Below are 25708 nucleotides of genomic sequence, written 5' to 3'. Positions count from 1 at the left end.
ATGAAAAACGTCAGCCCCAGCTACCTCAAGCATCACTTCCTGATCGCCATGCCACACATGGCCGACCCGAACTTTGCCCACACCTTGACCTACATCGTCGAGCACACGGCCAATGGCGCCATGGGGCTGGTGGTCAACCGACCGCAAGAGCTGAATCTGGCCGACATCCTCGAACAATTGCGCCCGGACATCGATCCGCCAGCGCTGTGCCAGCATGTGCCGATCTTCATCGGCGGCCCGGTGCAGACCGATCGCGGCTTTGTCCTGCACCCGGCGGGCAAGACCTTCCAGGCCACCGTCGAGCTGGAGGGCGATCTGGCCCTGTCCACCTCGCAGGATGTGCTGTTCGCCATCGCCGACGGCGTGGGCCCGGCCAAAAGCGTCATCACCCTCGGTTATGCCGGTTGGGAAGCCGGTCAGCTGGAGGCCGAACTGGCCGACAACGCCTGGCTGACCTGCCCGTACGACGCCGACATCCTGTTCAACACCAGCAGTGAACTGCGCCTGGAAGCGGCGGCCAAGCATTTGGGGATCAACCTCAGCCTGCTGACCAGCCAGGCAGGACACGCCTGATGGCCCTGCGCCTGATCCTCGGCTTCGACTACGGCACCAAACAGATCGGCGTGGCGGTCGGCCAGGTGATTACCGGCCAGGCCCGCGAACTGTGTACCTTGAAGGCGCAAAACGGTGTGCCGGACTGGAATCAGGTCGAAGCCCTGATAAAGGAATGGAAACCCGACGCCGTGGTGGTCGGCCTGCCGCTGAACATGGACGGCACGCCCAGCGAAATGTGCGCCCGCGCCGAGAAATTCGCCCGACGCCTCAATGGCCGCTTCAACCTGCCTTTCTATACCCACGACGAACGCCTGACGACCTTCGAAGCGAAGGGCGAACGACTGGTGCGCGGTGGGCAGAAAGGCAGCTACCGCGACAACCCGGTGGACGCCATCGCCGCCGCCCTGCTGCTGCAAGGCTGGCTCGACGAAAACACCGCACTATTTGAATCCTGACAAGCGCTACGGCGCTTTTCTTTTGGTTACAACCCGAGCCCCGGTTCGCGAGAACCGGCTCGACCCCAAGAAGGAGCAACCATGAGCCTGCCAAATCCCGCCGATCTGATCAGCCAGATGGCGACCCGCCTCAAGGCGCACCTTGCCCAGCGTGAGATCAGCGAACCGCGTTACATCGGCATCCGCACCGGCGGCGTCTGGGTCGCCCAGGCCCTGCTCGCAGAGCTGGGCAGCGACGCGCCATTGGGCACGCTGGATGTTTCCTTCTACCGCGACGACTTCAGCCAGAACGGCCTGCACCCGCAGGTGCGCCCGTCCGCCCTGCCCTTCGAAATCGAAGGCCAGCATCTGGTGCTGATCGACGACGTACTGATGAGCGGCCGGACCATCCGCGCCGCCATGAACGAACTGTTCGACTACGGCCGCCCGGCCAGCGTGACGCTGGTCTGCCTGCTGGACCTGGACGCCGGCGAACTGCCGATCCGCCCGAACGTGGTCGGCGCGACCCTGTCGCTGGCCGCCCACGAGCGGGTCAAGCTGTCCGGGCCGGAGCTGGCCCTCGAACTGCAAGACCTTGCCCTTTAATCCGCCCTATTGAGAGTCCCCCTCGCGATGACGCCTCTAGATACCAAGCGCCCGCTGCAGCTCAATGATCAGGGCCAGCTGCGCCACTTCCTCTCGCTCGACGGCCTGCGCCGCGAGTTGCTGACGGAAATCCTCGACACCGCCGACTCGTTCCTCGAAGTCGGTGCCCGGGCCGTGAAGAAGGTCCCGTTGCTGCGCGGCAAGACCGTGTGCAACGTGTTCTTCGAAAACTCGACTCGCACCCGCACCACTTTCGAACTGGCGGCCCAGCGGCTGTCGGCGGACGTGATCACCCTGAACGTGTCGACCTCGTCGGCCAGCAAGGGCGAAACCCTGCTCGACACCCTGCGCAACCTGGAAGCCATGGCCGCCGACATGTTCGTCGTGCGCCACGGCGACTCGGGCGCTGCACACTTCATCGCCGAGCATGTCTGCCCGCAAGTGGCGATCATCAACGGCGGCGACGGCCGGCACGCGCACCCGACCCAGGGCATGCTCGACATGCTGACCATCCGCCGTCACAAAGGCGGTTTCGAGAACCTCTCGGTGGCCATCGTCGGCGACATCCTGCACTCGCGGGTGGCGCGCTCGAACATGCTCGCCCTGAAGACCCTCGGTTGCCCGGACATCCGCGTGATCGCGCCGAAGACCCTGCTGCCGATCGGCATCGAGCAATACGGCGTGAAGGTCTACACCGACATGACCGAAGGCCTGAAAGACGTCGACGTGGTGATCATGCTGCGCCTGCAACGTGAGCGCATGACCGGCGGCCTGCTGCCGAGCGAAGGCGAGTTCTACCGCCTGTTCGGCCTGACCACCGCGCGCCTGGCCGGCGCCAAGCCCGATTGCATCGTCATGCACCCGGGGCCGATCAACCGCGGCGTGGAAATCGAGTCGGCAGTGGCCGACGGCCCGCACTCGGTGATCCTCAATCAAGTCACCTACGGCATCGCGATCCGTATGGCCGTGCTGTCGATGGCCATGAGCGGACAAACAGCGCAGCGTCAATTCGAGCAGGAGAACGCCCAGTGAAGCTCAGCATTCTCGGCGCCCGCGTCATCGACCCAAGCAGCGGCCTGGATCAAATCACCGACATTCACGTTGAAGCCTGCAAGATCGTCGCCCTCGGCGCGGCACCGGCCGGTTTCACCGCCGTCGAAACCATCGACGCCCAAGGCCTGGTGGCCGCTCCGGGGCTGGTCGACCTGAACGTCGCCCTGCGCGAGCCGGGCTACAGTCGCAAAGGCACCATTGCCAGCGAAACCCGCGCTGCTGCGGCCGGCGGCGTGACCAGCCTGTGCTGCCCGCCGAAAACCAAACCGGTGCTCGACACCTCCGCCGTGGCCGAACTGATCCTCGACCGCGCCCGCGAGGCCGGCAACACCAAGGTGTTCCCGATCGGCGCGCTGAGCAAAGGTCTGGATGGCGAGCAACTGGCCGAGTTGGTCGCCCTGCGCGACGCCGGTTGTGTGGCGTTCGGCAATGGCCTCGAAAGCTTCCGCAACACCCGTACCCTGTGCCGGGCGCTGGATTACGCGGCGACCTTCGACCTGACGGTGATTTTCAACTCGCAGGATCACGACCTCGCTGACGGCGGCCTGGCCCACGAAGGCCCCACCGCCAGCTTCCTCGGCCTGCCGGGCATCCCGGAAACCGCTGAAACCGTGGCCCTGGCCCGGGATCTGCTGCTGGTCGAACAGACCGGCGTGCGTGCGCACTTCAGCCAGTTGACCAGTGCTCGCGGTGTGGCTCTGATCGCTCAGGCCCAGGCCCGTGGTTTGAAAGTCACCGCGGATGTCGCCCTGTATCAGCTGATCCTGACGGACGAAGCGCTGATCGACTTCAGCAGCCTGTATCACGTGCAACCGCCGCTGCGCACCCGCGCGGATCGCGACGGCCTGCGTGATGCAGTGAAGTCCGGCGTGGTCTCGGCCATCTCCAGCCATCACCAGCCCCACGAGCGCGATGCCAAACTGGCACCGTTCGGTGCGACCGAACCGGGCATCAGCAGCGTCGAACTGCTGCTGCCGCTAGCGATGACGCTGGTCGAGGATGGTCTGCTGGACCTGCCGACCCTGCTGGCCCGCCTGAGCGCCGGCCCGGCCGAGGCCCTGCGCCTGCCGGCGGGCAAACTGGCGGTCGGCGGCGCGGCGGATATCGTGCTGTTCGATCCGAAGGCTTCGACCGTGGCCGGCGAAACCTGGCTGTCGAAAGGCGAGAACTGTCCGTTCCTCGGTCATAGCCTGCCGGGTGTGGTGCGTTACACCTTGGTGGATGGCCGGATCAGCCATCAGGCGTAAAAAAATGGCGAGGGAGCCAGCTCCCTCGCCATCACTTACTGAAAGGCGCCCCGCCCTTCGGCATTACGCACCGACACCTGATCGTTCAGCGTCCAGAAGTCATACAGCACCCCCAGAAAGAACAACCCGCCGGTCAGCAGATACACCACCCCGCTGATCCACTTGCCCTGATACATCCGGTGCACGCCGAGCGCGCCGAGGAAAGTCAGCAGAATCCACGCCACGTTGTACTCGATCGGCCCCGCCGTAAAACGCAGGTCGGCTTCGCGATCCATTGCCGGGATCAGGAACACGTCGATCAGCCAGCCGATCCCCAGCAACCCGAAGGTGAAAAACCAGATCGTGCCGGTCACCGGTTTGCCGTAATAGAAGCGGTGAGAGCCTGTGAAACCGAAAATCCACAACAGGTAGCCGATCACCTTGCTATGGGTGTCTTTTTCCTTCACTCGGGGCAGCTGATAGCCGTTCATTAAGACCTCGATACACGCGATAGATAAATATTCTTTAATTCTTTGTGACTTTTTTACAGGTAGCCGACGTATGGCAAATGCTACCGTGTCTCCCGTCAAAGCCTTATAGCACCGGACTCCTGTCCGACAATTGCGTCTTTTTGCCGCTTATTTGGTTCCGTTGGCACCCGATTGAATCGACCAACGGCCTCGGAAGGGACAAAAAAGCTGTTATAAAGTTGCGCGCTATCACATGAAGAGCCCTGCCTAATGCGTCCATTTTTCAAGACATGGCTAACCATTTGCCTATTAATGCCACTGGCCGCCCACGCCACCAATCGTGAGCAACGTCTTCCAAACGTTAACGGTTTTACCCCTAAATCCCATGCCTCTGCTCCATCGAACAAAGGCAAACAGGTCAAACACACCACGCTGAGCAGCAACGGCCGCAGCAAGCTGGTGCCACCGATGGCGACCAAGGAAAGCAGCAACGTCCTCAGTCGCGCGGTAAACGTCCTCGGTACACCCTACCGTTGGGGCGGCAGCAGCCCGAGTAAAGGCTTCGACTGCAGCGGTCTGGTGAAATACGCGTTCAACGACGCCACGTTCGACCTGCCACGCACCTCGAACGCCATGGCCAGCGGTCACGGCGAGAAAGTCGAACGCAAGGACCTGAAGCCGGGCGACCTGATTTTCTTCAACATCAAGAGCCGTCGGGTCAATCACGTTGCCATCTACCTGGGCAACGACCGTTTCATCCATGCGCCACGGCGCGGCAAGTCGGTGAGCATCGACACACTGAACAAGCCGTACTGGGAAAAGCATTACGTGGTGGCCAAACGCGTATTGCCGAAGGAACAGGGGCAGATGCGCGTCGTTCAGCGCTGAGCTAGTTCGTTTGACGCTGCGCGTCTCAAAGCGGACGCAGAGCGTCCATTGAGGCATTCCCACGCAGAGCGTGGGAACGATCAAAATCGCAGCCCACGGGCTGCGATTTTTTTTGCCTAGAAGTTATCCGGCGTACGCGCCTTTTCCCGCGCATGCTCGCGGCTGATCAAGCCCTTGGTCACCAGATCCTTCAAGCACATGTCGAGTGTCTGCATCCCCAGCGAGCCGCCGGTCTGTATCGCCGAGTACATCTGCGCCACCTTGTCCTCGCGGATCAGGTTACGGATCGCCGACGTCCCCAGCATGATCTCGTGCGCCGCCACCCGGCCGCCGCCGACCTTCTTGATCAGCGTCTGCGACACCACCGCCAGCAAGGACTCCGAGAGCATCGAGCGCACCATGGATTTTTCGTCCCCGGGGAATACGTCCACCACCCGGTCGATGGTCTTGGCCGCCGACGTTGTGTGCAGTGTGCCGAACACCAGATGCCCGGTCTCGGCGGCGGTCAGCGCCAGGCGAATGGTTTCCAGATCACGCATCTCGCCCACCAGGATCACATCCGGGTCTTCGCGCAGTGCTGAACGCAATGCGGTGGCGAAACTGCGGGTATCGCGATGGACTTCGCGCTGATTGATCAGGCATTTGCGCGATTCGTGGACGAATTCGATCGGATCTTCGATAGTCAGGATGTGGTGATGGCGATGGGTGTTGAGGTAATCGATCATCGCCGCCAGGGTCGTGGACTTGCCGGAGCCGGTCGGCCCGGTCACCAGCACCAGCCCGCGTGGCGCATCGGTGATCTTGCGAAAGACGTCGCCCATGGCCAGGTCCTCCATGCTCAGCACTTTCGACGGGATGGTCCGGAACACCGCGCCGGCGCCACGGTTCTGGTTGAAGGCATTGACCCGAAAGCGCGCCACGCCGGGGACTTCGAAGGAAAAGTCGGTTTCCAGATGTTTCTCGAAGTCCACCCGCTGGGTGTCGTTCATGATGTCGTAGATCAGCTCGTGCACTTGCTTGTGATCCAGCGCCGGCAGATTGATCCGCCGCACGTCGCCATCCACGCGGATCATCGGCGGCAGACCGGCCGACAGGTGCAGGTCGGAAGCGCCCTGTTTGGCGCTGAAGGCCAGCAGTTCAGTGATATCCATAGCGTCCCTCAATTCCAGTAGAATGCCGCGAACCTTCAGACCGCTGGCGCCTCTTGATGTCCACGATAGCAGACAACATTCAACTGGTTAGTTCGCGCATTAAGGCAGCCGTCAAAGCCGCCGGGCGCGATGAAAACAGCGTCCAGCTGCTGGCCGTGAGCAAGACCAAACCGGCACAAGCCCTGCGCGAAGCGTACGCCGCCGGCCTGCGCGATTTCGGCGAGAACTACCTGCAAGAGGCCTTGAGCAAACAGCTCGAACTGGCCGACCTGCCCTTGATCTGGCACTTCATCGGCCCCATTCAGTCGAACAAGACCCGCTCGATTGCCGAGCATTTCGCCTGGGTGCACTCCGTGGATCGTCTGAAAATCGCCCAACGCCTGTCCGAGCAACGCCCTGCGGATCTGCCGCCACTGAACATCTGCATTCAGGTCAACGTCAGCGGTGAAGCCAGCAAGTCCGGCTGCACGCCGCAAGACCTGCCGGCGCTGGCCCAGGCCATCATCGCCCTGCCGCGCCTGAAGCTGCGTGGATTGATGGCGATTCCCGAGCCGACTGAAAATCGCGCCGAGCAGGATGCTGCATTCGCCGCCGTTCAGAAGTTGCAGGCGAGCCTCGATCTGCCGCTCGACACACTTTCCATGGGCATGAGCCACGACCTCGAGTCGGCCATTGCCCAGGGCGCGACCTGGGTCCGTATCGGTACGGCCCTGTTCGGCGCCCGCGACTACTCCCAATCTTGAACATTTCCAGATAAGGACCTGACATGAGCAACACGCGTATTGCCTTTATCGGTGCCGGCAACATGGCCGCCAGCCTGATCGGCGGCCTGCGGGCCAAGGGTCTGGAAGCTGCACGGATTCGCGCCAGCGATCCGGGCGAAGAAACCCGCGCCAAAGTCAGCGCCGAACACGGCATCGAAACCTTCGCCGACAACGCCCAGGCCATCGACGGTGCCGACGTTGTCGTGCTGGCAGTCAAGCCACAGGCCATGAAAGCCGTGTGCGAAGCGATTCGCCCGAGCCTGAAACCGAATCAACTGGTGGTCTCCATCGCCGCCGGCATCACCTGCGCCAGCATGACCGCATGGCTCGGCGAGCAACCGATCGTGCGCTGCATGCCGAACACCCCGGCGCTGCTGCGTCAGGGTGTGAGCGGTTTGTACGCCACCGGCGCAGTGAGTGCCGAACAACGCCAGCAGGCTGAAGAGCTGCTGTCCGCCGTCGGCATCGCCTTGTGGCTGAACGAAGAGCAGCAACTGGACGCCGTCACTGCGGTCTCCGGTTCCGGCCCGGCGTACTTCTTCCTGCTGATCGAAGCCATGACCGCCGCCGGCGTCAAACTCGGCCTGCCGAAGGAAACCGCCGAGCAACTGACCTTGCAGACCGCTCTGGGCGCTGCGCACATGGCGGTGTCCAGCGACGTCGACGCTGCCGAACTGCGCCGCCGCGTGACCTCGCCGGCCGGCACCACGGAAGCTGCGATCAAATCGTTCCAGGCCGGCGGCTTCGAAGCCCTGGTGGAAAAAGCACTCGGCGCCGCCGCGCACCGCTCGGCCGAAATGGCCGAACAACTGGGCAAATAAGGAGCCTTACATGATTGGATTGAACACCGCAGCGGTCTACGTGCTGCAAACCCTCGGCAGCCTGTATCTGCTGATCGTGCTGCTGCGCTTCGTCCTGCAACTGGTGCGGGCGAACTTCTACAACCCGTTGTGCCAGTTCGTGGTCAAGGCGACCCAGCCGCTGCTCAAGCCACTGCGCCGGATCATCCCGAGCCTGTTCGGCCTCGACATGTCGTCGCTGGTGCTGGCGATTCTCGTGCAACTGGCGCTGATGGCGCTGACCCTGCTGCTGACCTATGGCACTACCGGTAACCCGCTGCAACTGCTGATCTGGTCGTTGATCGGTGTGACGGCGCTGTTCCTGAAGATTTTCTTCTGGGCCATGATCATCAGCATCATCCTGTCCTGGGTCGCACCGGGCAGCCACAATCCGGGCGCCGAACTGGTGAACCAGATCTGTGAACCGGCCCTGGCGCCGTTCCGCCGCATCCTGCCGAACCTCGGTGGTCTCGACCTGTCGCCGATTTTCGCCTTCCTCGTGCTGAAGCTGATCGACATGCTGGTGATCAACAACCTCGCGGCGATGACGATGATGCCGGAAATCCTGCGCCTGCTGATGTGAGCTGGTTTCGCTGGGACGGTGACGACCTGATTCTGGAATGTCACCTGCAACCGGCCGCCCGCAGCGATGATTTCTGCGGGCTGCACGGTGATCGCCTGAAGATCCGCCTGACCGCGCCGCCGGTTGAGGGCAAGGCCAATGCCTATCTGATGGGGTTTCTGGCCAAGGCTTTTGGGGTTTCCAAAAGTCAGGTCAGTCTGATCGGCGGTGAGTTGAACCGGCAGAAGCGAGTGAAGATTTGCTCGCCGAAGAAGTTGCCGGATTTGCCGGGGCTGGGCATGCGCCCGTCATAAGTATGCGTAGCCCCTGCCCCTCACCCCAGCCCTCTCCCTCAGGAGAGGGAGCCGATAATTGTTGTTTTCGAAACTTGAGTTCAACTCGAAAATATCAGGTCAGTGCAGCTCGAAAGATCACCTCGGTCAGTCCCCTCTCCCTCCGGGAGAGGGTTAGGGTGAGGGGAAAAATCCCCAGCCAAACACCCATTTCCCAAACACCCTGCCCTTAGCTTGCTGCTAACCCCCATGCTCTTTAGACTTACGCCTCATTTCAACGAGAGCAGGGTCGATGCCAGCTGCCTTTCCCCCCGATTCTGTTGGTCTGGTGACGCCGCAAACGGCGCACTTCAGCGAACCGCTGGCCCTGGCCTGCGGCCGTTCGCTGGCCGATTATGACCTGATCTACGAAACCTACGGCACGCTGAACGCGCAAGCGAGCAACGCCGTGCTGATCTGCCACGCCCTGTCCGGCCACCACCACGCTGCGGGTTACCACAGCGTCGACGACCGCAAGCCCGGTTGGTGGGACAGCTGCATCGGCCCCGGCAAACCGATAGACACCAACAAGTTCTTCGTGGTCAGCCTGAACAACCTCGGCGGTTGCAACGGCTCCACCGGCCCGAGCAGCCTCAATCCGGAAACCGGCAAGCCGTTCGGCGCCGACTTCCCGGTGCTGACCGTGGAAGACTGGGTGCACAGCCAGGCACGTCTGGCCGACCTGCTCGGCATCGGCCAATGGGCGGCGGTGATCGGCGGCAGCCTCGGCGGGATGCAGGCGCTGCAATGGACCATCACGTATCCGGATCGCGTTCGCCACTGCCTGGCCATCGCCTCGGCCCCCAAGCTGTCGGCGCAGAACATCGCCTTCAACGAAGTGGCGCGCCAGGCGATCCTCACCGACCCGGAATTCCACGGCGGCTCGTTCCAGGAACAGGGTGTGATTCCCAAGCGCGGCCTGATGCTGGCGCGGATGGTCGGGCACATCACTTACCTGTCCGACGACTCCATGGGCGAGAAATTCGGCCGCGGCCTGAAGAGCGAAAAGCTCAACTACGACTTTCACAGCGTCGAGTTCCAGGTCGAAAGCTACCTGCGCTATCAGGGCGAAGAGTTCTCCGGGCGCTTCGATGCCAACACCTATCTGTTGATGACCAAAGCGCTGGACTACTTCGATCCGGCGGCGAACTTCAACGATAACCTGGCGAAAACCTTCGAAGGTGCAAAGGCCAAGTTCTGCGTAATGTCGTTCACCACCGACTGGCGCTTCTCCCCGGCCCGCTCGCGGGAACTGGTGGACGCGCTAATGGCCGCGCGCAAAGACGTCAGCTACCTGGAAATCGACGCGCCGCAAGGCCACGACGCCTTCCTGATTCCGATCCCGCGTTACTTGCAGGCGTTCGGCAATTACATGAACCGCATTACGTTGTGAGAAAGCCATGAGAGCTGATCTGGAAATCATCCAGGAATGGATCCCCGCCGGCAGCCGCGTGCTCGACCTCGGTTGCGGTGACGGCGAGTTGCTGACCTGGCTGCGCGACCACAAGCAGGTCACCGGCTACGGCCTGGAAAACGACGCCGACAACATCGCGCAGTGCGTGGCCAAGGGCGTCAACGTTATCGAGCAGGATCTGGACAAGGGCCTGGGCAACTTCGCCAGCAACAGCTTCGACATCGTGGTGATGACCCAGGCCCTGCAAGCCGTGCATTACCCGGACAAGATCCTCGACGAAATGCTGCGGGTCGGTCGCCAGTGCATCATCACCTTCCCCAACTTCGGTCACTGGCGCTGCCGCTGGTACCTGGCGAGCAAGGGCCGGATGCCGGTCTCCGAGTTCCTGCCGTACACCTGGTACAACACGCCGAACATTCACTTCTGCACCTTCGAAGACTTTGAAGAACTTTGTCGCGAACGTGAGGCGAAGGTCATTGATCGGCTTGCCGTGGATCAACAGCACCGCCACGGGTGGGCCAGTAAGCTATGGCCTAATCTGTTAGGTGAGATCGGTATCTACCGCGTCAGCAGCCCGGGGCTTGCGGATCACAGAATCGCGGTCTGAACCACGACATTGCGAGGAGAACGAACATGGGACGCTTGATTACCGCGCTATTGGCCGCCTGCCTGAGCCTGTCGGCCGTGGCCGCCGATGCCATCAAGGGCGAACGCAAGGAAGTGTTCGGTGATGTCACCGTGCATTACAACACCTTCAACTCGACCTTCCTGACGCCGGACATCGCCAAGGCTGCCGAGCTGATCCGCAGCAAGAACCAGGGCGTGATCAATGTCTCGGTGATCAAGGACGGCAAACCGCTGATCGCCCAGGTCACCGGCACCGTCAAAGACCTGACCAGCCAGAGCGTGCCGCTGACTTTCCGCCAGATCACCGAACAGGGCGCGATCTACTACATCGCCCAATACCCGGTGGAACAGCAGGAAACCCGCACCTTTGAAATCAAGGTGCAGACCGGCGACAAGATCAACACCATCAATTTCAACCAAGAGCTTTTCCCTGGCCAATGATCAATCTCAAGCAACTCGTACTGGCCAGCCATAACGCCGGCAAACTCAAGGAACTCCAGGCCATGCTCGGCGAATCGGTGCAATTGCGCTCGATCGGCGAATTCAGCAGCGTGGAGCCGGAAGAAACCGGCCTGTCGTTCGTCGAGAACGCGATCCTCAAGGCCCGCAATGCCGCGCGCATTTCCGGGCTGCCGGCGCTGGCCGACGATTCGGGTCTGGCGGTGGACTTCCTCGGCGGTGCGCCGGGCATCTACTCGGCGCGCTACGCCGACGGCAAGGGTGACGCGGCGAACAACGCCAAGCTGCTCGACGCCTTGAAGGATGTGCCTGAAGCCGAGCGCGGCGCGCAGTTCGTCTGCGTGCTGGCGCTGGTGCGTCACGCCGACGATCCGCTGCCGATCCTCTGCGAAGGCCTGTGGCACGGGCGCATTCTGACCGCCGCCAGCGGTGAGCACGGTTTCGGTTACGACCCGCTGTTCTGGGTGCCGGAGCGTAACGTGTCCAGCGCCGAGCTGAGCCCGAGCGACAAGAACCAGATCAGCCACCGCGCCCGTGCAATGGATCTGCTGCGCCAGCGTCTGGGCTTGAAATGACCGATAGCTCCTCCGCGTCGTCGCTGATTATCGGCGGCGCCGCCTCCTCGCCTCGGGCACCGTTGCCGACGCTGCCGCCCCTGGCGCTGTACATCCACATCCCGTGGTGTGTGCGCAAATGCCCCTATTGCGACTTCAACTCCCACACCGCCAGCCCGGTGCTGCCGGAGCAGGAGTACGTCGACGCGATGCTGGCCGACCTCGACCAGGATCTGCACGCGGTATACGGCCGTGAGTTGAGTTCGATCTTTTTTGGTGGCGGCACGCCGAGTCTGTTCAGTGCCGAAGCCCTCGGCCGCTTGCTGGAAGGTGTGAAACAGCGCATTCCGTTTGCCGACGACATCGAAATCACCCTGGAAGCCAATCCCGGGACGTTCGAGCAAGAGAAGTTCGTCGCCTACCGCAAACTGGGGATCAATCGCCTGTCGATCGGCATCCAGAGCTTCCAGCAGGAAAAGCTCAAGGCCCTCGGCCGTATCCACAACGGCGATGAAGCCATCCGCGCCGCCGGCATGGCGCGCCAGGCCGGGTTCGATAACTTCAACCTCGACTTGATGCACGGCTTGCCGGACCAGTCGCTGGACGATGCCCTGAGCGACCTGCGCCAGGCGATCGAGCTGAAGCCGACGCACATTTCCTGGTATCAGCTGACGTTGGAGCCGAACACTGTGTTCTGGAACCAGCCGCCAGTGCTGCCGGAAGACGACACGCTGTGGGACATTCAAGAGGCCGGACAGGCGCTGCTGGCCGAGCACGGTTACGCGCAGTACGAAGTTTCGGCCTATGCGCAACCGGGTCGCCCGGCGCGGCATAACCTGAATTACTGGAGCTTCGGCGACTTCATCGGCATCGGCGCCGGCGCCCACGGCAAGCTCAGTCACCCGGACGGGCGCATCGTGCGCACCTGGAAGACGCGCCTGCCGAAGGACTACCTCAACCCGGCCAAAAGCTTCCAGGCCGGCGAGAAAGCCCTGACCAACGACGAGATGCCGTTCGAGTTCCTGATGAACGCCCTGCGCCTGACCGCCGGCGTCGAATCGCGCCTGTACCCGGAGCGCACCGGCCTGCCGCTGGAGAGCCTCGACGAACACCGGCGCGAGGCCGAACAAAGCGGTCTGTTGCAGGTCGAACCGTCACGTCTGGCGGCCACCGAGCGCGGACAACTGTTCCTCAACGACTTGCTGCAGAAATTTCTGAGCTGACCGCTCTTAAGGAAACCGCATGGATTTGATACTCGACCTGCTCGCCACCGTGTCCCGCTGGAGTCGCAGCAACCTCTCGGAAATCGCTTTGGCCCTGGTGGGTTGCCTGCTGGTGCTGTTCGGCGCTGACTTCAAAGGCTGGGTCGAGCAACGCCTGGGCAGCATCGCCGGCGCCCTGCGCGTGCCGCTGATGGCCCTGCTGTGCCTGATCGGCAGCGGCGCGGCGCTGATCTACGCGACGCCTTGGGTGGTGAAGGGGCTGAGCCAGTTCAACAACTACAGCCTGGCGCCGGTGTTGTTGGTGGTGCTCGTTTTGATCGGCGTAGTCGCGGATCGCCGCTGATTTTCAGCTACTACCCAAAACAACTGTGGGAGCCATTGGCTCCCACAGTTTTTTATTGCGTGACGCTTAAGCGAGCTTCTCGAACTTCAGATCCCACACGCCATGTCCGAGACGTTCGCCGCGGCGTTCGAACTTGGTGATCGGGCGTTCGGCCGGGCGAGGCACGCACTTGCCGTCTTCGGCGAGGTTGCGATAGCCCGGAGCGACGTTCATCACTTCCAGCATGTATTCGGCGTACGGCTCCCAGTCGGTGGCCATGTGCAGAATGCCGCCGACTTTCAGCTTGCTGCGCACCAGTTCAGCGAAGGAAGCCTGAACGATGCGGCGCTTGTGATGGCGGCTCTTGTGCCACGGATCCGGGAAGAACAGCATCAGGCGATCGAGGCTGTTGTCGGCGATGCAACGGTTGAGCACTTCGATCGCGTCGCAATCGTAGACCCGCAGGTTGGTCAGGCCCTGAGTCAGCACGCCGTTGAGCAGCGCGCCGACACCCGGACGGTGAACCTCGACACCGATGAAATCCTGTTCCGGCGCAGCGGCGGCCATTTCCAGCAGCGAGTGACCCATGCCGAAACCGATCTCCAGCGAACGCGGCGCGGAACGGCCGAACACCTGGTCGTAATCCACCGGCGCATCGGCCAGCGGCAGGACGAACTTCGGCGCGCCCTGATCCAGGCCGCGCTGCTGGCCTTCGGTCATGCGCCCGGCGCGCATCACGAAACTCTTGATGCGGCGGTGTTGGCGCTCGTCGCCTTCTTCCGTCTGGATTGGCGTGTCGTTCGATTCAGTCATCAATAGCTCTTACTTGATCAGACCATCCAGCGGCGAAGAGGCGCTGGCATAGAGTTTTTTCGGCATGCGGCCGGCGAGGTAGGCCAGGCGGCCCGCGACGATCGCGTGTTTCATGGCTTCGGCCATCATGATCGGCTGCTGGGCGTGGGCGATGGCCGAGTTCATCAGCACCGCGTCACAGCCCAGTTCCATCGAGATGGTGGCGTCGGAAGCGGTGCCGACACCAGCATCCACCAGCACCGGGATCTTGGCTTCTTCGAGGATGATCTGCAGGTTGTATGGATTGCAGATCCCCAGGCCCGAGCCGATCAGACCGGCCAGCGGCATCACCGCAATACAGCCGATTTCGGCCAATTGACGGGCGATGATCGGGTCATCACTGGTGTAAACCATCACGTCGAAGCCTTCCTTGACCAGCACTTCGGCGGCCTTGAGGGTTTCGATCACGTTAGGGAACAGGGTTTTCTGGTCGGCCAGCACTTCCAGCTTCACCAGGTTGTGGCCGTCGAGCAGCTCACGGGCCAGGCGGCAGGTGCGCACGGCTTCGACTGCGTCGTAGCAACCAGCTGTGTTGGGCAGGAAGGTGTAGCGATCCGGCGACAGCACTTCGAGCAGGTTCGGCTCGCCTTCGATCTGGCCCAGGTTGGTGCGGCGCACGGCGAAGGTGACGATCTCGGCACCCGAGGCTTCGATGGCCAAGCGGGTTTCTTCCATGTCACGGTACTTGCCGGTACCGACCAGCAAACGCGACTGGTAAGTACGACCGGCCAGAACGAAAGGCTTGTCGCTACGAACGATGCTCATGGGGAATCCTCTGTTGGGGTGAGGGTCTTGCAGAATTCTCGGCCCATGCAGGCCTGGCGATCAGCCGCCGCCGATGGCGTGCACCACTTCGACGTTGTCGCCGTCATTCAAAGTGGTGTCGGCATGCTGGCTGCGCGGGACGATATCCAGATTGAGTTCGACCGCGACGCGGCGTCCGGTCAGATCCAGACGGGTCAGCAGGGCCGCAACGGTTTCACCGTCGGGCAGTTCAAAGGATTCACCGTTCAACTGAATGCGCATGCGCAACGCCGCCATCACTTTTTAGGGGGTGGCATTCTAGCCCGATCATGACCTAAAGGTCAGCACCAAGCGTCAAGCGGTTGGCTGCAGGCGCCAGGCGGCGAGTCCGAGGCACAGCCAGCCGATCAGGAACGCCAGGCCACCGAACGGGGTGATGATGCCGAGCTTGCCGATGCCTATGGTGGTCAGCAGGTACAGGCTGCCGGAGAACAGCAGGATGCCAATACTGAACGAGATGCCGGCCCAGGCGATCAGACGCCCCTGCAGCTGGGTGGCCAGCAGCGCCAAGCCGAACAGCGCCAGTGCGTGCACCAACTGGTAGGTGACGCCGGTGTGGAAGATCGCCAGATACTCCGGGGTCAGGCGGTTTTTCAGGCCATGGGCGGCGAATGCGCCGAGGCCGACACCGGTGAAACCAAAGAAGGCAGCCAGCATCAGAAAGCTACGCAGCATGTAGAACTCCAGTCAGACTCGATCGGCAGGGTCTGTATAATGGCCCGCTCAACCGGTTCGGCCAAGCCATCTCTATGCTGCGTTTATTTCTCCGTCGTTTCACGAAGGCCCTGCTCTGGTTCGCGGGCGGCAGCGTATTGCTGGTGTTGGTGTTTCGCTTCGTGCCGCCACCGGGCACGGCGCTGATGGTCGAACGCAAGATCGAATCCTGGATCGACGGCGAGCCGATCGATCTGCAACGCACCTGGAAACCGTGGGACGAGATCTCCGATGACCTGAAGGTCGCGGTGATTGCCGGCGAAGACCAGAAATTCCCCGAGCACTGGGGTTTCGACCTGAGTGCGATCAAGGCCGCACTGGCCCACAACGAACTCGGCGGGTCGATTCGCGGCGCCAGCACCCTGAGTCAGCAAGTGTCGAAGAACCTGTTTTTGTGGTCCGGTCGCAGCTATCTGCGCAAAGGCCTGGAGGCCTGGTTCACCGCGCTGATCGAAGTGTTCTGGCCAAAGCAGCGGATTCTCGAGGTGTACCTGAACAGTGTCGAATGGGATGACGGCGTGTTTGGTGCCGAAGCGGCGGCAAGGCATCACTTTGGCGTAGGCGCCAGGTCGCTGTCCCGTCAGCAGGCGAGCTATCTGGCGGCTGTGCTGCCGAATCCCCGGGTCTGGAGCGCCAGCCACCCAACCGCTTACGTGTCACGCCGTGCCGGATGGATTCGCCAGCAGATGAGCCAGTTGGGTGGCGACAGCTATTTGCTGACACTCAACGATTCGCGCCGCGCGCCCTGGGCCCAATGACTTTCTGACGGGCAAACAAAAACGCCCCGATCATCACTGATCGGGGCGTTTTTTATTGCCGGACTGCCGGTTATGCGGCAATCGACAACTTGAGCTTGTTCATCGCGCTCTTCTCGAGCTGACGGATCCGCTCGGCCGACACGTTGTACTTCTGCGCCAGGTCGTGCAGCGTGGCTTTCTCTTCTGCCAGCCAGCGCTGGTAGAGGATGTCGCGGCTGCGTTCGTCCAGCACTTCCAGTGCTTCGTGCAGGTTGTGATTGGAGTTGTCGCTCCAGTCGGCGTCTTCCAGTTGACGCGCCGGGTCGTACCGGTGGTCTTCCAGGTAGTTGGCCGGCGACTGGAAAGCACTGTCGTCGTCCGCTTCCGCAGCCGGGTCGAAGGCCATGTCATGGCCGGTCAGGCGACTTTCCATCTCACGCACTTCACGCGGCTCGACGCCGAGGCTTTCCGCCACACGGTGGACTTCCTCGTTGTTCAGCCAGGCCAGACGTTTCTTCTGGCTGCGCAGGTTGAAGAACAGCTTGCGCTGGGCCTTGGTGGTCGCGACTTTCACGATCCGCCAGTTGCGCAGGATGAACTCGTGAATCTCGGCCTTGATCCAGTGCACCGCGAAGGACACCAGACGCACGCCCATTTCCGGGTTGAAACGCTTCACGGCCTTCATCAGGCCGACGTTACCTTCCTGGATCAGGTCAGCCTGAGCCAGACCGTAGCCGGAATAGCTACGGGCGATGTGTACGACAAACCGCAGGTGGGCGAGCACCATCTGCCGAGCCGCCCCCAAATCCTGCTCATAGTAGAGACTCTCGGCCAGTTCACGCTCCTGCTCCGGCGTCAGCAATGGAATGCTGTTGACGGTGTGCACGTAGGCTTCCAGGTTTGCGCCTGGAACCAATGCATACGCAGGTTGCAAAGAATTGGACATACGGAAAAACCTCCGACTTACATACTCATGCTTTTCAGCATTGCGAAAAATTGACCGGAAACTCAAATGAAAGTTTCCTTAACCACTGAAAGGTCAATCACGCGCAAAAAAAGATTCTACTTCGGCGCCAGCTCCCTGAGATGACGTGCGACTGCAATCCATGCACCGATATAACCCAACAGCACCGCGCCAAGCAAGAGCGACAGACCGTCGGCAACTGGCACGCCGGCCAGTGCGAAATCACTGCCGTACAAGCCGGCCAGCCCGACCACCGCGTCGTTCAGCCAGTTCAGGCCGAACGCCAAAACACCCCAGGACAGCAGCCCCGCACCGAAGCCATACAGCGCGCCCATATAAAGAAAGGGACGACGCACATAGCTGTCGGTGCCGCCGACGAGTTTAATCACTTCTATCTCGGTGCGGCGGTTTTCAATATGAAGACGAATGGTATTGCCTATCACCAAAAGTAATGCAGAAACCAGCAACACCGTCAGACCGAACACGAAGCGGTCGCCGAGCTTGAGGATGGCGGCCAGACGCTCGACCCAGACTAGATCAAGTTGCGCCTGTTGTACCTTGGGCAGCTCGGAAAGTTTTTGTCTTAATGCTTCCAGGGTCGACTTGTCGACCTCGTTCGGCGTCACCAGCACTACGCCCGGCAGCGGGTTTTCCGGCAGCTCGCGCAGGGCTTCGCCCAAGCCGGACTGCTGCTGGAACTCTTCCAGCGCCTGATCGCGGCCGACATATTCAGCATCAGCTACGCCCGGCATGCCTTTGATCTGATCACGCAACGCTTCGCCCTGAGCCGGACTGGCCTCGAGCTCCAGGTACAGCGAAATCTGCGCCGCGCGCTGCCACGAGCCGCCCAGACGCTCGACGTTGCTCAGCAACAGCGAAAGGCCCATCGGCAGGCTCAGCGCAACCGCCATCACCATGCAGGTGAAGAAGCTACCGATCGGCTGCTTGCCGAGACGGCGCAGGCTGTCGATCCAGCTCGCGCGATGGCTTTCGATCCAGGCACGGAACAACGTGGCGAAATCCGGGCCGTCGTCATCGTCGTGCTTTTTCTTCTTTGGCGGTTGCGGATCGGCGGCCTTCGGGGCCACGCGCTCGGAAACCTTCGGACTGCGTGTTGCACTCATACGCCGGCCTCCCCGTCGCCGATCAATCGGCCGCGTTGCAGGGTCAGCATGCGATGGCGCATGCGCGCGATCAGCGCCAGGTCGTGACTGGCGATCAGCACGCTGGTGCCCAGACGATTGATGTCTTCGAACACGCCCATGATCTCGGCCGCCAGACGCGGGTCGAGGTTACCGGTCGGTTCGTCCGCCAGCAGCAGGGCCGGACGGTGAACGATGGCGCGGGCAATGCCGACGCGCTGTTGCTGACCGGTGGACAGGTCGCCCGGATACAGCTCGGCCTTGTCCGACAGCGCCACGCGCTCCAGCGCCGAATCGACTCGCTTGGCGATCTCGACCTTGGACAGTCCGAGAATCTGCAACGGCAGCGCGACGTTGTTGAACACCGTGCGATCGAACAGCAGTTGATGGTTCTGGAACACCACGCCGATCTGCCGACGCAGGAACGGAATCTGCGCATTGCTGATGGTGCTCAGGTCCTGCCCGGCCAGCAGCAGCTTGCCGCTGGTCGGACGTTCCATCGCCAGCAAAAGGCGCAACAGCGTGGATTTACCGGCACCGGAGTGGCCGGTGACAAACAGGAACTCGCCGCGACGGACTCGAAAGCTCAGCTCATGCAAGCCGACGTGACCGTTCGGGTAGCGCTTACCGACCTGTTCGAAACGAATCATGAACGCTCCCGCTCGGCAAACAGTGCCTGGACAAAGGGTTCGGCTTCAAAGGTACGCAGATCGTCGATGCCTTCACCGACGCCGATGTAGCGGATCGGCAGGCCGAATTGCTTGGCCAGGGCGAAAATAACCCCGCCCTTCGCGGTTCCGTCGAGCTTGGTCAGCGCCAGGCCGGTCAGTTCGACGGTCTGGTTGAATTGCTTGGCCTGGTTGATGGCGTTCTGGCCGGTGCCGGCGTCGAGCACCAGCAGCACTTCGTGCGGCGCATCGGCGTCGAGCTTGCCGATCACCCGGCGAACCTTTTTCAGTTCTTCCATCAGGTTGTCTTTGGTGTGCAGACGACCGGCGGTGTCGGCGATCAGCACGTCGATGCCACGAGCCTTGGCGGCCTGCACGGCGTCGAAGATCACCGAAGCCGAGTCCGCGCCCGTGTGCTGGGCGATCACCGGAATCTTGTTGCGCTCGCCCCAGACCTGCAACTGCTCGACCGCCGCAGCACGGAAGGTGTCACCGGCGGCGAGCATGACTTTCTTGCCTTCCAGCTGCAGTTTCTTCGCCAGCTTGCCGATGGTGGTGGTCTTGCCGACGCCGTTGACGCCGACCACCAGAATCACGAACGGCTTGTTCTGGGAAACGATCTTCAGCGGCTGCTCGACCGGTTTGAGCATTGCAGCCAGCTCGGCTTGCAGGGATTTGTACAGGGCGTCGGCGTCGGCCAGTTCTTTACGTGCGACTTTCTGAGTCAGGCGCTGGATGATCACCGAAGTCGCCTCGACGCCGACGTCGGCGGTCAGCAAACGGGTTTCGAGATCGTCGAGCAACTCGTCATCGATGGCTTTCTTGCCGAGGAACAGGCTGGCCATGCCCTCGCCGATGCTGGCGCTGGTCTTGGACAGGCCTTGCTTGAGGCGGGCGAAGAAGCCGGCCTTGGTTTCTTCGGTGCGCGGGGCCTCGACCGGGATTTCAACCTGGATTTCCACAGGAGCGACTGGCGCGGCTGGCGCTACGGCGACCGGTGCAGGTGCAGGTGCAGGTGCAGGTGCAGGTGCAGGCTCGGGCGCTTCGACAACCGGAGCAACCGGGGCAGCAACCACAGGTTCTGGAATGACCGGAGCAGCTTCCACCACCAGCGCCTGAACAGGCTCGGGAGCGAACGCAACCGGCGCAGGAATCGGCGGCGTAACATGCGACGCAGCCTCTTCAACCAGCGCCACCGGCTCTTCCGCCACTGGCAAGGTCAGCCACGGCTCGCTGGCCGCGGTCAGCGGCAGTTCGGCGGCGGCCGGCGCTTCAGGCTCGGCCTCGACCACCGGTTGCAGCACCGGCTCGGCGATCGGCAGCACAACCGGTGCCGGCGCTTCTTCTATTACGGGAGCGGGCGCAGGGACCGGCTCAGGAATGGCAGTCGGCTGTTCGACGACGGGTTCCTGCGGTTTCTTGCGCAGCCATCCGAACAGGCTTTTCTTCTCGCCAGCCGCAGCTGGGGTCTTCTTGTCGTCGTTGGAACCAAACATGGAGGACGGCTATCTCACGGTAGCGACGCGCCACAGGGGCGCCCCGGCAAATAAATATTCGATGCAGAACAGACTGTGTTTCATCCAGCTTGTTCACGCGCAACATTTTGTCGAGGCACCAAAAGCACCTCAAAGGTCATTAAATACGAAGGACTGGAACGGCATCGTCGGCGAAAACGCAGAGTTTAGCTGAGAAACTCAAAGCTTCTGCCGGTAACCCGTACAACCTATAGACCGATCAGTGGCCTGATAGGCGTGGCCGCCAGTAAAACGGATCAGTATCCTAGCACCCTCTCGCCCGCCGACGCTAAGACCAAGCGGGCAGCCCAACAGGTTTAAAAACGAATGAATGCTCTAGCCCGCCGCGCCGCAGGCCTGCTGCTCAGCACAGTCTGCCTGCCCCTTTCGGCCCTGGCGGCCGACCCGCAACCGACCCACGAATTCACCCTCGACAACGGCCTGAAGGTCGTCGTGCGCGAAGACCATCGCGCGCCGGTGGTGGTGTCGCAGGTCTGGTACAAGGTCGGTTCCAGCTACGAAACCCCGGGACAGACCGGTCTGTCCCACGCCCTCGAGCACATGATGTTCAAGGGCAGCGAGAAGGTCGGCCCCGGCGAAGCCTCGCTGATCCTGCGCGACCTCGGCGCCGAAGAGAACGCGTTCACCAGCGACGACTTCACCGCTTATTACCAGGTGCTGGCCCGCGACCGTCTGGGCGTGGCCTTCGAACTGGAAGCCGACCGCATGGCCAACCTGCGCCTGCCGGCCGACGAGTTCGCCAAGGAAATCGAAGTCATCAAGGAAGAGCGTCGCCTGCGCACCGACGACAAGCCGATGTCCAAGGCCTACGAGCGCTACAAGGCCATGGCCTACCCAGCCAGCGGTTATCACACGCCGACCATCGGCTGGATGGCCGACCTTGAGCGGATGAAGGTCGAAGAGCTGCGTCACTGGTATCAGTCCTGGTACGTGCCGAACAACGCCACGCTGGTGGTGGTTGGCGACGTGACCCCGGACGAGGTGAAAACCCTCGCCCAGCGCTACTTCGGGCCAATCGCGAAACGCGACGTGCCGCCGGCGAAAAAACCGCTGGAACTGGCCGAGCCGGGTGAACGCCAGATCACCCTGCACGTGCAGACCCAACTACCGAGCCTGATGCTCGGTTTCAACGTCCCGAGCATCGCCACCGCCGAAGACAAACGCTCGGTCAACGCCTTGCGCCTGATCTCGGCATTGCTGGACGGCGGCTACAGCGGCCGCATCCCGACCCAACTGGAGCGTGGTGAAGAGCTGGTGTCCGGTGGTTCGTCGAGCTACGACGCCTACACCCGCGGCGACAGCCTGTTCACCCTGTCGGCCACGCCGAACACCCAGAAGAAAAAGACCATGGTCCAGGCTGAAGCCGGCCTGTGGAAACTGCTGGAACAACTGAAAACCACTGCGCCGTCCGCCGAAGAGCTGGAGCGCGTGCGTGCGCAGGTCATCGCCGGCCTGGTCTTCGAGCGCGACTCGATCACCAGCCAGGCCACCGCCATCGGCCAGCTGGAGACCGTCGGTCTGTCGTGGAAGCTGATGGACACCGAACTGGCCGATCTGGAAAGCGTCACCCCGCAAGACATCCAGAACGCCGCCAAGCTGTATTTCACCCGCGAACGTCTCAGCGTCGCCCACGTCCTGCCACTGGAGACGACTCATGAGTGAGCGCAAAACCCCACGCCTGCTGCTCGGCCTGATCGCCGTGGCCATCGTCGGCTCCGCCGCGTTCTACCTGGTGCCGAGCGACAACACCAAGGCCAGCGAAGCGCTGGATAACGCCAAGTCCAGCCAGAAGCTGCAATCGCTGGCCGAACTCGACGGCAAGGCCCCGGCCAGTCGCAAGCTCGACGTGCAGACCTGGAACACCGCCGAAGGCGCCAAGGTGCTGTTCGTCGAGGCTCGCGAACTGCCGATGTTCGACATGCGCCTGATCTTTTCCGCTGGCAGCAGCCAGGACGGCAACGCGCCGGGGCTGGCCCTGCTGACCAACGCCATGCTCAACGAAGGCGTGGCGGGCAAGGATGTCGGCGCCATCGCCCAAGGTTTCGAAGGTCTGGGCGCGGATTTCGGCAACGGCGCCTATAAAGACATGGCCATCGCGTCGCTGCGCAGCCTGAGCGCCGCCGACAAACGCGAGCCGGCGTTGAAGCTGTTCTCGGAAGTAGTGGGCAAGCCGACCTTCCCGGCCGATTCCTTCGCGCGCATCAAGAACCAGATGCTCGCCGGTTTCGAATACCAGAAACAGAACCCCGGCAAACTTGCCAGCCTAGAGCTGATGAAGCGTCTGTACGGCAATCACCCGTACGCCCATTCCAGCGACGGCAATGCGCAAAGCGTGCCGAAGATCACCCTGGCACAACTGCGTGAGTTCCACGCCAAGGCCTATGCGGCCGGCAACGTGGTGATTGCGCTGGTGGGCGATCTGTCCCGCAGCGAAGCCGAGGCGATTGCCAATCAGGTGTCCGCTGCGCTGCCAAAAGGCCCGGCGCTGGCGAAAGTCGAACAACCGACCGAGCCGAAAGCCGGCATCGGCCACATCGAGTTTCCGTCGAAACAGACCAACCTGATGATCGCGCAACTTGGCATCGACCGTGATGACCCGGACTACGCCGCGCTGTCGATGGGCAACCAGATCCTCGGCGGTGGCGGTTTCGGTACCCGGCTGATGAGCGAAGTGCGCGAGAAGCGCGGCCTGACCTACGGCGTGTATTCGGCCTTCAGCCCGATGCAGGCTCGCGGCCCGTTCATGATCAACCTGCAGACCCGCGCGGAAATGAGCGAAGGCACCCTGAAACTGGTGCAGGACGTGCTCGCCGACTACCTCAAGACCGGCCCGACCCAGAAAGAACTCGACGACGCCAAGCGCGAACTGGCCGGCAGCTTCCCGCTGTCCACCGCGAGCAACGCCGATATCGTCGGCCAGCTCGGCGCCATGGGTTTCTACAACCTGCCGCTGAGCTATCTGGATGACTTCATGCGTCAATCCCAGAGCCTGACGGTCGAGCAGGTTCGCGACGTCCTGAACAAACACTTGAGCACGGATAAACTGGTCATCGTCAGCGCTGGCCCGACCGTGCCGCAAAAGCCGTTACCGGCCCCATCTGACAAACCTGCCGAGCAGCCGCTCGGGGTTCCGGAGCATTAATGGCCAGTCCAAAGAAACCTGTACAAAAACTGCACAACGGTGTGAACCAGTTGCGCATCATCGGCGGCGAATGGCGCAGCCGAAAGCTGAGCTTTCCTGATGCGCCGGGCCTGCGTCCGACGCCTGACCGGGTGCGCGAAACCCTGTTCAACTGGCTCGCGCCGTACGTTGCCGGGGCCAAGGTGCTCGATCCGTTCGCCGGCAGCGGCGCGCTTTTTCTGGAAGCGCTGTCCCGTGGCGCGGCCATGGGTCAGGCGCTGGATGCCAGCCACGTCGCAGTCTCCAGCCTGAAAGAACATCTCGGCACGCTGCGTTGCACCAACGGCCACGTGCAGACCGCCGATGCCCTGCGCTACCTCGAAACCCAGACCGCAACCGCGTTCGACCTGGTGTTCCTCGACCCGCCGTTCAACCAGAACCTGCTGCCGACGGTGTGCTCATTGCTGGAAGAGCGCCAATGGCTGGCCGACGATTCGTGGATCTACACTGAAAGCGAAACCGCGCCATCGACCCTCGGCCTGCCGGGCAACTGGCGCCTGCACCGCGAGCAGAAATCCGGGCGGGTGTACTACGCGTTGTGGCAACGTATGGCAGTGATCGCCGGTTAACCGACCGGCCTGAAAAAGCGGCGAGTCTCAGCCGAGGCTCGCTGCGCTGCATCGAGAGCAATCGTGCCCCCTTCGTCAAAACCGTTCATCCCCGCCTTCGGCCTCGGCAATCCGCACCTGCAAACCTTGTGGGGGCCGCTGTGGCGCAAAACCGTGCACCTTGATCGCCAGCGCGAACGGCTGTGGCTGGACGACGGCGACTTCCTCGACCTCGACTGGCACGGCCCGCACAGCGCCGAAGCGCCGCTGGTATTGGTGCTGCATGGGCTGACCGGTTCTTCCAATTCGCCTTACGTGGCCGGGATCCAGGCAGCGCTCGCCGCGCAAGGCTGGGCCAGTGTTGCGCTGAACTGGCGCGGCTGCTCGGGCGAACCGAACCTGTTGCCGCGCAGCTACCATTCCGGCGCCAGTGAAGACCTCGCCGAGACCATTCGCCACCTGAAAGCCAAGCGGCCACTGGCGCCGCTGTATGCGGTCGGCTATTCACTCGGCGGCAATGTGTTGCTCAAGCATCTGGGGGAAACCGGCAGCGCCAGCGGCGTGCTCGGTGCGGTGGCGGTGTCGGTGCCGTTTCGCCTCGATCAATGCGCCGACCGTATTGGTCAGGGTTTCTCGAAGGTCTATCAGGCGCACTTCATGCGCGAGATGGTCGCCTACATCAAGAACAAGCAGCGCCAGTTCCAGCACGACGGGCGCGAGGACGGTCTCGCCGCACTGGCCGCGCTCGGCTCGCTGGAAAACATGCGCACCTTCTGGGATTTCGATGGCCGGGTGACTGCGCCGCTGCACGGTTTCGCCGATGCCGAGGATTACTATCGCCGCGCGTCGAGCCGCTATTTTCTCGGCGAGATCCGCACGCCGACCCTGATCATTCAGGCGGCCGACGACCCGTTCGTGTTCCCCCACAGTCTGCCTTCGGTCAGTGAGTTGTCGGCCACGACCCAGTTCGAATTGCAGAGCAAGGGCGGACATGTCGGTTTCGTCGACGGCACGTTCCGTCAGCCGGGTTATTACCTGGAACGACGGATTCCGCAGTGGCTGACCGACGCGGGGCGCGGGTGAG

At 62.3% G+C, this 25708-nt stretch carries 32 protein-coding genes; 22 read left to right on the top strand and 10 right to left on the bottom strand.

The annotated features are described in order from the left end of the window. From M5G18_RS22055 to M5G18_RS22035, 5 genes are all read left to right on the top strand, one after another. Window positions 1-573: a YqgE/AlgH family protein gene (locus M5G18_RS22055; protein ID WP_039767938.1), complete on the top strand. Its 573-nt coding sequence runs from the start codon at window positions 1-3 to the stop codon at window positions 571-573. Then, window positions 573-1010, top strand: coding sequence for a Holliday junction resolvase RuvX (ruvX, locus tag M5G18_RS22050; RefSeq protein ID WP_007953334.1), 438 nt, complete (start codon window positions 573-575; stop codon window positions 1008-1010). Before M5G18_RS22055 ends, ruvX begins: the two co-directional genes overlap by 1 nt. Window positions 1011-1091: 81 nt before the next feature. Next, entirely contained in the window at window positions 1092-1595 is a 504-nt protein-coding gene (gene pyrR / locus M5G18_RS22045; RefSeq protein WP_085646969.1) for a bifunctional pyr operon transcriptional regulator/uracil phosphoribosyltransferase PyrR, read from the top strand. 27 nt (window positions 1596-1622) lie between these two features. Beyond that, a complete protein-coding gene (locus M5G18_RS22040; protein ID WP_007913665.1) occupies window positions 1623-2627 on the top strand; it encodes an aspartate carbamoyltransferase catalytic subunit in 1005 nt (334 codons plus the stop codon). Then, window positions 2624-3895, top strand: coding sequence for a dihydroorotase (locus M5G18_RS22035; protein WP_273896179.1), 1272 nt, complete (start codon window positions 2624-2626; stop codon window positions 3893-3895). Before M5G18_RS22040 ends, M5G18_RS22035 begins: the two co-directional genes overlap by 4 nt. Window positions 3896-3930: 35 nt before the next feature. On the opposite strand, the gene M5G18_RS22030 is transcribed toward M5G18_RS22035, so the two are convergent. Further along, window positions 3931-4365 (bottom strand): NINE protein, encoded by a 435-nt coding sequence (locus M5G18_RS22030; protein ID WP_127800400.1) that lies wholly within the window; start codon window positions 4363-4365, stop codon window positions 3931-3933. 249 nt (window positions 4366-4614) lie between these two features. Here M5G18_RS22030 and M5G18_RS22025 point away from each other — a divergent pair, with 249 nt between their 5' ends. Beyond that, window positions 4615-5232, top strand: coding sequence for a C40 family peptidase (locus M5G18_RS22025; protein WP_007953345.1), 618 nt, complete (start codon window positions 4615-4617; stop codon window positions 5230-5232). 116 nt (window positions 5233-5348) lie between these two features. Here the strand turns inward: M5G18_RS22025 and M5G18_RS22020 are convergent, their stop codons facing one another. Beyond that, window positions 5349-6383, bottom strand: a complete 1035-nt coding sequence (locus tag M5G18_RS22020) for a type IV pilus twitching motility protein PilT (RefSeq protein ID WP_123454310.1) — start codon at window positions 6381-6383, stop codon at window positions 5349-5351. 56 nt (window positions 6384-6439) lie between these two features. Here M5G18_RS22020 and M5G18_RS22015 point away from each other — a divergent pair, with 56 nt between their 5' ends. From M5G18_RS22015 to M5G18_RS21970, 10 genes are all read left to right on the top strand, one after another. After that, on the top strand, window positions 6440-7126 hold the full coding sequence (locus M5G18_RS22015; protein ID WP_273896178.1) for a YggS family pyridoxal phosphate-dependent enzyme: 687 nt from the start codon (window positions 6440-6442) through the stop codon (window positions 7124-7126). Window positions 7127-7149: 23 nt separating this feature from the next. Next, entirely contained in the window at window positions 7150-7968 is an 819-nt protein-coding gene (gene proC / locus M5G18_RS22010) for a pyrroline-5-carboxylate reductase (RefSeq protein WP_207984224.1), read from the top strand. A 10-nt stretch (window positions 7969-7978) separates the two neighbouring features. Next, the gene (locus tag M5G18_RS22005; protein ID WP_011336374.1) at window positions 7979-8569 is read left to right on the top strand and encodes a YggT family protein; all 591 of its coding nucleotides are present in this window, start codon (window positions 7979-7981) and stop codon (window positions 8567-8569) included. Further along, entirely contained in the window at window positions 8566-8862 is a 297-nt protein-coding gene (locus tag M5G18_RS22000; RefSeq protein ID WP_273896177.1) for a DUF167 domain-containing protein, read from the top strand. The genes M5G18_RS22005 and M5G18_RS22000 overlap by 4 nt, the downstream gene beginning before the upstream one ends. 271 nt (window positions 8863-9133) lie before the next feature. Then, on the top strand, window positions 9134-10273 hold the full coding sequence (gene metX, locus M5G18_RS21995; RefSeq protein ID WP_134022578.1) for a homoserine O-succinyltransferase MetX: 1140 nt from the start codon (window positions 9134-9136) through the stop codon (window positions 10271-10273). A 7-nt stretch (window positions 10274-10280) separates the two neighbouring features. Continuing rightward, a complete protein-coding gene (gene metW, locus M5G18_RS21990) occupies window positions 10281-10901 on the top strand; it encodes a methionine biosynthesis protein MetW (RefSeq protein WP_007953362.1) in 621 nt (206 codons plus the stop codon). A gap of 26 nt (window positions 10902-10927) precedes the next feature. Further along, a complete protein-coding gene (locus M5G18_RS21985) occupies window positions 10928-11362 on the top strand; it encodes a DUF4426 domain-containing protein (RefSeq protein ID WP_007953365.1) in 435 nt (144 codons plus the stop codon). Further along, a complete protein-coding gene (gene rdgB, locus M5G18_RS21980; RefSeq protein ID WP_007953366.1) occupies window positions 11359-11955 on the top strand; it encodes an RdgB/HAM1 family non-canonical purine NTP pyrophosphatase in 597 nt (198 codons plus the stop codon). The genes M5G18_RS21985 and rdgB overlap by 4 nt, the downstream gene beginning before the upstream one ends. Next, window positions 11952-13157: a radical SAM family heme chaperone HemW gene (gene hemW / locus M5G18_RS21975; RefSeq protein ID WP_007953367.1), complete on the top strand. Its 1206-nt coding sequence runs from the start codon at window positions 11952-11954 to the stop codon at window positions 13155-13157. The genes rdgB and hemW overlap by 4 nt, the downstream gene beginning before the upstream one ends. Before the next feature lie 19 nt (window positions 13158-13176). Next, a complete protein-coding gene (locus tag M5G18_RS21970; RefSeq protein ID WP_074690154.1) occupies window positions 13177-13500 on the top strand; it encodes a DUF3392 domain-containing protein in 324 nt (107 codons plus the stop codon). A gap of 66 nt (window positions 13501-13566) precedes the next feature. Here M5G18_RS21970 and trmB read toward each other — a convergent pair whose 3' ends face one another. The 4 genes from trmB to M5G18_RS21950 all read right to left on the bottom strand — a co-directional run bounded on the left by trmB (window position 13567) and on the right by M5G18_RS21950 (window position 15810). Then, entirely contained in the window at window positions 13567-14292 is a 726-nt protein-coding gene (trmB, locus tag M5G18_RS21965; RefSeq protein WP_085646976.1) for a tRNA (guanosine(46)-N7)-methyltransferase TrmB, read from the bottom strand. A gap of 9 nt (window positions 14293-14301) precedes the next feature. Further along, window positions 14302-15096 (bottom strand): thiazole synthase, encoded by a 795-nt coding sequence (locus M5G18_RS21960; RefSeq protein WP_007953385.1) that lies wholly within the window; start codon window positions 15094-15096, stop codon window positions 14302-14304. A 60-nt stretch (window positions 15097-15156) separates the two neighbouring features. After that, window positions 15157-15357, bottom strand: coding sequence for a sulfur carrier protein ThiS (gene thiS, locus M5G18_RS21955; RefSeq protein ID WP_007953386.1), 201 nt, complete (start codon window positions 15355-15357; stop codon window positions 15157-15159). A 72-nt stretch (window positions 15358-15429) separates the two neighbouring features. Further along, the gene (locus M5G18_RS21950; protein ID WP_273896176.1) at window positions 15430-15810 is read right to left on the bottom strand and encodes a DUF423 domain-containing protein; all 381 of its coding nucleotides are present in this window, start codon (window positions 15808-15810) and stop codon (window positions 15430-15432) included. Between the two features lie 74 nt (window positions 15811-15884). On the opposite strand from M5G18_RS21950, the gene mtgA reads away from it, so the two are divergent. Next, a complete protein-coding gene (gene mtgA, locus M5G18_RS21945; protein ID WP_230734024.1) occupies window positions 15885-16607 on the top strand; it encodes a monofunctional biosynthetic peptidoglycan transglycosylase in 723 nt (240 codons plus the stop codon). 70 nt (window positions 16608-16677) lie between these two features. Here the strand turns inward: mtgA and rpoH are convergent, their stop codons facing one another. The 4 genes from rpoH to ftsY all read right to left on the bottom strand — a co-directional run bounded on the left by rpoH (window position 16678) and on the right by ftsY (window position 20856). Then, entirely contained in the window at window positions 16678-17532 is an 855-nt protein-coding gene (rpoH, locus tag M5G18_RS21940) for an RNA polymerase sigma factor RpoH (protein WP_007953393.1), read from the bottom strand. Between the two features lie 116 nt (window positions 17533-17648). Next, entirely contained in the window at window positions 17649-18674 is a 1026-nt protein-coding gene (gene ftsX, locus M5G18_RS21935; RefSeq protein WP_007953395.1) for a permease-like cell division protein FtsX, read from the bottom strand. Then, complete coding sequence (gene ftsE / locus M5G18_RS21930; RefSeq protein ID WP_007953396.1) at window positions 18671-19342, bottom strand: cell division ATP-binding protein FtsE; 672 nt, start codon at window positions 19340-19342, stop codon at window positions 18671-18673. The genes ftsX and ftsE overlap by 4 nt, the downstream gene beginning before the upstream one ends. Beyond that, a complete protein-coding gene (gene ftsY, locus M5G18_RS21925; RefSeq protein ID WP_273896175.1) occupies window positions 19339-20856 on the bottom strand; it encodes a signal recognition particle-docking protein FtsY in 1518 nt (505 codons plus the stop codon). Before ftsY ends, ftsE begins: the two co-directional genes overlap by 4 nt. Between ftsY and M5G18_RS21920 the strand changes: the two genes are divergently transcribed. The 5 genes from M5G18_RS21920 (at window position 20855) to M5G18_RS21900 (ending at window position 25707) form a co-directional block, all read left to right on the top strand. Continuing rightward, window positions 20855-21049, top strand: coding sequence for a hypothetical protein (locus M5G18_RS21920; protein ID WP_273896174.1), 195 nt, complete (start codon window positions 20855-20857; stop codon window positions 21047-21049). The two genes, ftsY and M5G18_RS21920, sit on opposite strands and share 2 nt — an antisense overlap. 152 nt (window positions 21050-21201) lie before the next feature. Beyond that, window positions 21202-22557, top strand: coding sequence for a M16 family metallopeptidase (locus M5G18_RS21915; RefSeq protein WP_273896173.1), 1356 nt, complete (start codon window positions 21202-21204; stop codon window positions 22555-22557). Further along, window positions 22550-24037 carry a M16 family metallopeptidase gene (locus M5G18_RS21910; protein ID WP_273896172.1) on the top strand — a complete coding sequence of 496 codons (1488 nt, stop codon included), beginning with the start codon at window positions 22550-22552 and terminating at the stop codon, window positions 24035-24037. Before M5G18_RS21915 ends, M5G18_RS21910 begins: the two co-directional genes overlap by 8 nt. Then, window positions 24037-24645: a 16S rRNA (guanine(966)-N(2))-methyltransferase RsmD gene (gene rsmD / locus M5G18_RS21905; protein ID WP_273896171.1), complete on the top strand. Its 609-nt coding sequence runs from the start codon at window positions 24037-24039 to the stop codon at window positions 24643-24645. Before M5G18_RS21910 ends, rsmD begins: the two co-directional genes overlap by 1 nt. A gap of 63 nt (window positions 24646-24708) precedes the next feature. Then, window positions 24709-25707, top strand: a complete 999-nt coding sequence (locus M5G18_RS21900; RefSeq protein WP_273896170.1) for a hydrolase — start codon at window positions 24709-24711, stop codon at window positions 25705-25707. Window position 25708 lies beyond the last annotated feature (1 nt).

This window comes from Pseudomonas aphyarum (assembly GCF_028657055.1).
Lineage (GTDB): Bacteria > Pseudomonadota > Gammaproteobacteria > Pseudomonadales > Pseudomonadaceae > Aquipseudomonas > Aquipseudomonas aphyarum.
Note: the sequence above shows the minus strand (reverse complement) of the source record. Positions and strands in the feature narration are given on the sequence as shown.